Annotated in this window: 5 protein-coding genes; 4 read left to right on the top strand and 1 reads right to left on the bottom strand. The window is 41.0% G+C overall.

The window, feature by feature from the left end:
* The 4 genes from AAGC65_RS23510 to AAGC65_RS23495 form a co-directional block, all read left to right on the top strand.
* Nucleotides 1-1,042 (top strand): RHS repeat domain-containing protein (locus AAGC65_RS23510; protein WP_343114911.1); only part of this gene is annotated, 1,042 nt, incomplete at its 5' end.
* A 28-nt stretch (nucleotides 1,043-1,070) separates the two neighbouring features.
* A complete protein-coding gene (locus AAGC65_RS23505) occupies nucleotides 1,071-5,198 on the top strand; it encodes a DUF6443 domain-containing protein (protein WP_343114910.1) in 4,128 nt (1,375 codons plus the stop codon).
* Nucleotides 5,199-5,202: 4 nt separating this feature from the next.
* A complete protein-coding gene (locus AAGC65_RS23500; RefSeq protein WP_343114909.1) occupies nucleotides 5,203-5,496 on the top strand; it encodes a hypothetical protein in 294 nt (97 codons plus the stop codon).
* Between the two features lie 750 nt (nucleotides 5,497-6,246).
* Nucleotides 6,247-6,720: a hypothetical protein gene (locus AAGC65_RS23495; protein ID WP_343114908.1), complete on the top strand. Its 474-nt coding sequence runs from the start codon at nucleotides 6,247-6,249 to the stop codon at nucleotides 6,718-6,720.
* Between the two features lie 514 nt (nucleotides 6,721-7,234).
* Here the strand turns inward: AAGC65_RS23495 and AAGC65_RS26230 are convergent.
* On the bottom strand, nucleotides 7,235-7,489 hold the full coding sequence (locus AAGC65_RS26230) for a JAB domain-containing protein (RefSeq protein WP_407940708.1): 255 nt from the start codon (nucleotides 7,487-7,489) through the stop codon (nucleotides 7,235-7,237).
* Nucleotides 7,490-7,711 lie beyond the last annotated feature (222 nt).

Below are 7,711 nucleotides of genomic sequence, written 5' to 3'. Positions count from 1 at the left end.
AGTAAAGACTTATACGGCTCAAAACGTCCTGGCGAAACAGGAAATTAACCATTATACCGTTCAGCAGAATGATTTCGTAGGAGGAATAACACTCTTCTATAATTACTCGACATTAGGCCCTGCGAACGGTTATAATGACTACAATTATTACCCGAAGGCTTACAACATCCAGTCTTACTGGACGGTAAATCGCCAAAAAGATGAAACCATCTTTAACGAAGGCAAGGGGGTTACTACTGTCTCCGGATATGACTACAATAATTCTGTTGACAGGGAACTAAGCCAGGTTTCGGTATGGCAAAGTGATGGGAGTTCATTGATAACTCATTATTCAAGGCCAATTGATTATATATCAAGAGGTGGAAATTCTTTTGCTGAACAAATGGTAAATTACAATATAGTAACACCTGTAATAGAACAACGCTCAGTCGTTGTACGAAACGGAATAACAAACTCGGTCACCGGCGCGGTTTCCGCGATTTACACCAGTTACCAGAAACACAATAATAGTTATTTCCGACCCAATATGGTTTATCAATTGGAGGCTACGGTACCACCACCTAACCTTATTCCGGTAGCCCTTACCTCGGAGAATACTGCCATAATAGACACTAATTATAAACCCGCCGCTTATTTTGAATATGATGAAACCAGTGGGGTGCTTTTATCCAGGCATTTAGCAGATAGTCCGCCGGAGGCTTATTTCTGGGGTTATAATAATCAATACCCCATCGCTAAAGTAGTAGGTGCAGATTATAATACAGCTAAACAATATGTCGATATCAATTTGCTCAATAATCCAAACACAACGCAAACGCAGTTACAGATAGAGCTTAATAAACTGAGGACTGCGGATGGATTAAAGAACGCACTGGTGACTACTTACACTTATCTTCCTTTGATAGGTATGAGCAGTACAACGGATCCGAAGGGCGAAACGACAAGTTATGAATACGATGAATTTCAACGCCTGATCAACATCCGGGATAAAGACGGGCATATCACCAAACATATGGATTACCATTACCAGGGACAACAATAAAAGCGTTGACCTTAACCATTATCACACCATGAATTTTCACTTATATATATTCCGCGGTAACCGGGAATACACGTCAGCAATTAAACGATTCTTGCTGATGATGATCAGCGGCCTGCTGCTGGTGATGCAAAGTCATGCAGCAAAACATACGCACCTGGGAGAGGTCGCGGCTGATCTGCCACTGCCGGGAAGTATCACGACCACCGTGCAGACTGTCAATTATGGCGCAGATGCGGATACACTCAAGAGCACCTCACCGGCCACCGGGGGAAGCGGGAACATCACTTATTTATGGCAGATCTCTACGGATAACAGCACCTGGACAGACATCAGCGGGGCGACGGGTCTAGACTATCAGCCACATGGCGTCTTTCAAAATCTTTATTTCCGCAGATCGGCAAAAAGTAACGGCGGCGCTCCCGTTTTTACCAATTCCGTAGAGGTGAAGGTTTACCCTCAGCTGCTACCGGGTAGTATCACCACGGCAGACCAGACGATTGGCTCCGGAACAGATGCCGACACCCTAAAAAGCGTAACACCAGGGTCCGGAGGCAACGGGACGATCACCTACCAGTGGCAGATCTCTACAGATAACAGCACCTGGACGGATATCAGCGAGGCAACGGATATCGAATATCAGCCTAAGCACGTGGGCATTACTGCCTATTACCGGAGAACAGCTATAAGTAACCATGTCGGCGTATTTTCCAATTCCGTAAAAGTAACGGTATTACCTCCGGATGGCAGCGGAGACAACGAAGTGATGAACACCAGGCCGAGCTCAACTATGAACTACGTAATGACCAGTACGCTGCGCATACCGGTGAGCTCGATCAGCGGACAGGCACAATTGGCAGCCATGAAAGTTGGTGAAGTTAACCAGAGCATCCAATATTTTGATGGACTGGGTAGACCCCTGCAAACGGTAGAGGTGAAAGGAAGCGCGGGACGACACGATGTGATCCAGCCGGTGGTCTATGATCCATTTGGCAGGGAGGTACAAAAGTATCTGCCTTATGCAGAAACTACAGGCAGCAGCAATGGCCGGTACAGGCCGGAAGCCGCATTAGCAGGTTTAGGCGTAGCGCAATTCTATGTCACTCCTCCGCAGGGAGTAGGTTTTAATCCTTATCCTTACAGTCAGACCGTATTTGAATCCTCGCCACTGAACAGGATAACTGAACAGGGAGCACCGGGAGCTACCTGGCAGCCGACAGCAGGTAACAATTCGGGGCACACGGTCAAAACCGAATATCTAACCAACAATTTGTATGATGTTTCGGATACGGCTAATACCCGGTCAGTAAGGCTATATGTTGCCACGGTGAATGCTAACGGCAGCAGGACACTCACGCAGGGAAACAGCGACGGCAGTTATTATAAAGAAGGACAATTGTATGTAACCGTCACGAAAGATGAGAACTGGAAAGGCGGCAGAGGGGGCACCACGGAGGAGTATAAAGATCTGAAAGGACATGTGGTGCTGAAACGACAATTCAATTATGCACCCGCCAGAATTAATCCTACGATCCCGGCCAAACTCGATGTCTTGTCGACCTATTATGTCTATGATGATTTTGGGGATTTGGCTTATGTTTTGCCTCCGGGAACAAATCCGGACGCGGTAGGCATACCGCAATATACAAGTAGCCTGGGTTACATCTACCGTTATGATGAGCGGAACAGGCTGACCCAGAAAAAAGTACCGGGCAAGGGCTGGGAGTTTACAGTGTATAACAAACTGAATCAGCCCGTACTGACCCAGGACAGTTTGCAAAGGGCTGGCAACCAGTGGAAAGTAACCAAATATGACCTGCACGGACGGGTGATCGTAACCGGACTTTGGAATGCAGGATCCACTATTGCTTTAGCTACTCTGCAAAACAGCATCTATACTGGTGATCAGTGGGATAACGTGGACTTGAATAATGATACGCAGACAAATCAAACGGGGTATGTATTAAATAGCTACCCCACCCTCAATGAGGTATTAAACATAAACTACTATGACGGGTATGAACATATTCCAGCGAGTTCGCCCAGTAATAAGGTGGCCAGTAGGATGAGTGCGAAGGCTACCGGTATTATAAGCCCCATGACCAAAGGATTACTGACAGGTAACAGAACAGCGATACTCAATACTATTGCTGATCAGGCTCCCGCTTATCTGTTCAGTGTGTATTTTTATGACGAATTTGGAAGGGATATTCGTGATGATCAATTCTGTTACCTGGGTGGTAACGCTAATCAATACGCCTTTAGTAAATTGACGGATTATAATTTCAATGATCAGGTAACCTCTACCAGTCGCATGCGTGCTTCAGTGTTTTCATCAGGACCGATGTTTACGATCAACAATAAATATATCTATGATCATACAGGCAGGAAAATCAAGAACTGGGAACAGATTACTAATCAAGACAATACACCGAAAGACAGTGACTGGACGCTGGTGAACCAGGCAGAGTATAACGAGATCGGTCAGCTGCTGATCAAACACCTGCACGCTACCTATGCCGACAGTACGCATTTTAAGCAGTATGTCGTTTATACCTATAACGAAAGGGGCTGGTTAAACTCTATCCGCTCTGATCTGTTCAATGAGGTCTTGTATTATAATGACGGTAGCCTACCGCAGTATAACGGCAACATATCTAATCAGTTGTGGAACGTCTCCGGGGGGGCGGTGAAAGGTTACAGTTATCAATATGACCAGTTGAACCGGCTGAAATCTGGTTTGTCAACCGAAGGCGATAATGAACAGGGAATCAAATACGACGCGATGGGTAATATCACTGCGCTGAACCGTTACGCCAAACAGCTGATAGCGGACTCCTTAACGTATAACTACATTCCAAATACGAATCAATTGCAAAGCGTAGTGGATATTTCCGACAATATTATCGGGCAGAAGCCTGGCACAACGAATTACCGGTATGACGGCAATGGCAACCTGACAGCAGATGACAGCAAGGGGATAACTTCGATCAGTTACAACCTGCTGAATCTTCCCCAGACGATCACCGGGCTCAATACGAGCTATATTTATGATGCCGGAGGGAAAAAGCTGGCCAGAATTGCAAACGGTATTGAAACGGATTACATTGATGGGATACAGTATGAAGGTCCGGCCGGCAATCCTACAATTAGTTTTATCCAGACGGAAGAAGGCAGGGCGCTACCTAACGGCGCAACCTATAATTATGAATATACTATAAGTGATCATCTGGGCAACAGCCGGGTAAGCTTTGACAGTTTTGGTCCGACCGCCACTGCAAAACAAGTAGATGATTATTACCCATTCGGAATGGATAATATTCGCCTTCGGAACGGAGATAAGAATGAGTATCTTTACAATAAAAAGGAGTTCCAAGATGGGCTGAAATGGTACGATTACGGCGCAAGGTTCTATGATCCGGTGCTTGCGAGGTGGACTAGCGTTGATCCACTTGCCGAAATTTCCCGCCGCTGGTCGCCGTATAATTATGTAGAAAATAATCCAATCAGGAATATTGATCCGGATGGTATGGATGTTATTTACGGTACGGACGCTCAAGATTTGTTTAGAGATCTGAGGCAACAATCTAACCAAAAAGCTTCTAAGGATAAAAATTCTGAATGTTGCGTAATAAAACAAGATCATGTTGCTAAGGTTAAAGCCACAATAGAGCGTGTTAGCAGAAATAAAGCTAGTGTTAGGGAGTGGCCTTGGTCAAATAGAGATTTTACAAAGAATACCCAAACTGCATCAACTTGGGCGGCTGTTATAATGGGGCTTGGTGGTGGATTTGAAGAGCCAATTCCAGAGCAGTTTTCTGAGCCCTCATCTGAACCAGGCCAGACAGAAAATACTTCCAATAATAGTGAAGAAAAACCTTATATTAATATTGCCAAGCAAGGTAAACATATTGAAGGGCACAATAACTATATCGAGGGTAAAAGTATCTTAACGAGTGAGGCTCAAACTTTATTGGATAATTATCATTCAGGAAATGTAAGATCGATTCAAAGAATAGATGATGTGAAAACAAGAGTTGATTTTGGGGAAGGTATAGGTTATTACATCGATCCGGTTACCAAAATTCCACAGGCTACAACAAAAGGAATAATTATAACAAGTAAAACAGGTGCTCACATTGTGCCAGCAAGGCCATAAAATTATGAATGACATAGATTTAAAAGAATTATTAATTGAGTCAGGAAAACGCGCCGTGGAAGGTAACATTTCCCCAAACTTCAGAGCTATTGCGGTTGGTATAAAACAAAATCAAACCATACTTATAAAATGTTACCTATCTACAGTTCCCAGCAACTTAGATTATGAATTAATAAATGATATTTCCGGTGAGATTTTAGCTGATACAGGGTTGGATAATACTGAAGAGGTTTGTGAGTTTACCGCAAAGTCAATATCTGAATTAGATTCATTATATGGATTTATCTATATAAAATAGCTATTTGATGTGTTTGACATATCCTATAGAAAGGAGCAATTACTATCAGTAGTATTTAAAAGTTTTAAAGAATATTTGAAAAATGAAAATATCCTTCTGGCATCCACGATTCTATTAGTCATCCCTTTGATGGACTTAAAAATTTAGATTATTAAATATAGCGTGTATTCTATCATACAAGTTTCTGTAAGTATAGGAAATCGGATAAAATGATAATACAATAAAGTCAGTTATAAAAAATAATCCTTAAATTTGAATAAAACATTTACAGCCGGAGCTTATGATACCTGGGTGAGTTTTTGAAGCAAAAATAGACAAAATCTGCCTTTAAAGCATATTGGACCGATGGAGTTCGATTCTCGTCGGGACCACTAAAAAGCCCTTTAAATCTAATTTAAAGGGCTTTTTAATTTTTTTGTTGTCGATTTTGTTGTTGTTTTGTGTGGGCTTAATTAAATGACTAATATATAGGACAACAAATTGCTCAAGAGTGACTTATAAATATCATCAATTTCTGAACTTTGTAAACTATATTGAATAATGGATAAGACACAATGACTGCGTTAGACTGTTTCAATATATAGCATTTAAAATATAAAATATTAACCATGGCGATAAAAATGTGTAACTTATTTCACATAATTGCATCAAACGTTAGATATTTGTAGAATTATTTCACCTCGTGTGGGGAAAATGTCAGAATTAGTTCTATAGTTGCGCTATAACGCTTATTGACAGTAAGATTATAAAATGACCGCAATTACCCTAAAGACCTCACCACAAATTGCTACACCTGAAAAATGGGAAAAAAACACATTTAGTTCAGATGATATGTGGAGTGCGTTTCAACGTGGGGAAAAACATCAACAAAAGAAACAAGAACAAGAATTTACTGATAAGTTCAAAAAAAATCTAAATAAAGCAGCAGTCTTGTCCGAAGCAATTTTCAATACTGCTATCAATGATTACAGTGTTGATATACAAAAGGCTTTTTTACGACCAGATAACTTCGAGAATTATGAGGTTTTATTTATAGTTTCTTCAAACGATTACATATCCCCCAAATTTTCCGATATATTTATAAAGTCGCATCTTATAAAATCAGAATTTAACGACAAGGAGTTTCACATTAGTTTTAGGTTTATGCCGAATTCAAAGAGTGTAAATTTTGAGTGCATATACTCGGATGGCTACATGTTTGAATATGGGAAAAAAGTCGACTAAAAGTCTAAATCATGCTCTTCACAATGATAAGACCTTGAAGTATCTTGATAAGTCTCCGGACCATTTAGATTGGGTTATAACTGTTGCCTTTTATTCTTCATTGTACTTCGTTAGATACAAGTTGTTTCCAATGAAGATTACAAAGGAAAATGGCGATACTCATGTGCATGAAGATTTTGATAACTATTGCAGTTACAATGATACAAGCAATTAAACAAACACGAGCTATTACTTGAGGCTGTTGAAAATAATTGTCCGGAAATAGCGATTGAATATAATCAATTAAAAGATCTTTGTTGGACTGCCTGGTATTCTGATTACAGTTATGATCGGACAATGTCAAACTTGGCTAAGCAACATCAAAGAAAAATAAAAGAGTATTGCAATCCTGCCTCTGAGGAACTCGTAAAGAAAGCATAAATCGTAATTGATTCCTTTAAGTATAGGCAACCATAGTGATCGAAATACTCTTCACGCCAAATTCATTAGCGAGAGGATAGCTAATAATTAATTGTTATTTTATCAACTGGCAATCTCTGAAAGAATAATATCCGTATTTGGTCACTATAAGGTGATCCTCAAGCTTTATATCCATAGTTTCGGCCGCGGACTTTAATTTTTCGGTTATCTTAATATCATTAAGTGAGGGAGCCAGCCGATTTGAAGGATGGTTATGGGCGATTACCATCTTTATGGCCAGGCATCCCAAGGCGCATGATAGGGCCAATCTAATATCAAATAGAGTTTCACAAGTCGTGCCGGTGTTCAAAGACCTTCAGCTAATTACTTCATTTGCTGAATTAAGATACAATACATAAACCTGCTCCTGTAAATTAATAAGGCCTTTATTGATATGCATATTTGTTAATTAGATCCCGCAATACATAGCATAACCTACAGGTTATTGACCTGTTCCCTGGTGAAACGCATCAGTTCATCCTTATCCACCTGTTTACTGAGCATGTTCATCTTTTCCCGTTCAGTCATATAA

It is taken from the genome of Mucilaginibacter sp. (assembly GCF_039207105.1).
GTDB lineage: Bacteria > Bacteroidota > Bacteroidia > Sphingobacteriales > Sphingobacteriaceae > Mucilaginibacter.
The sequence above is the reverse complement of the archived record's forward strand: the minus strand, read 5'-3'. Positions and strand labels throughout refer to the sequence as shown.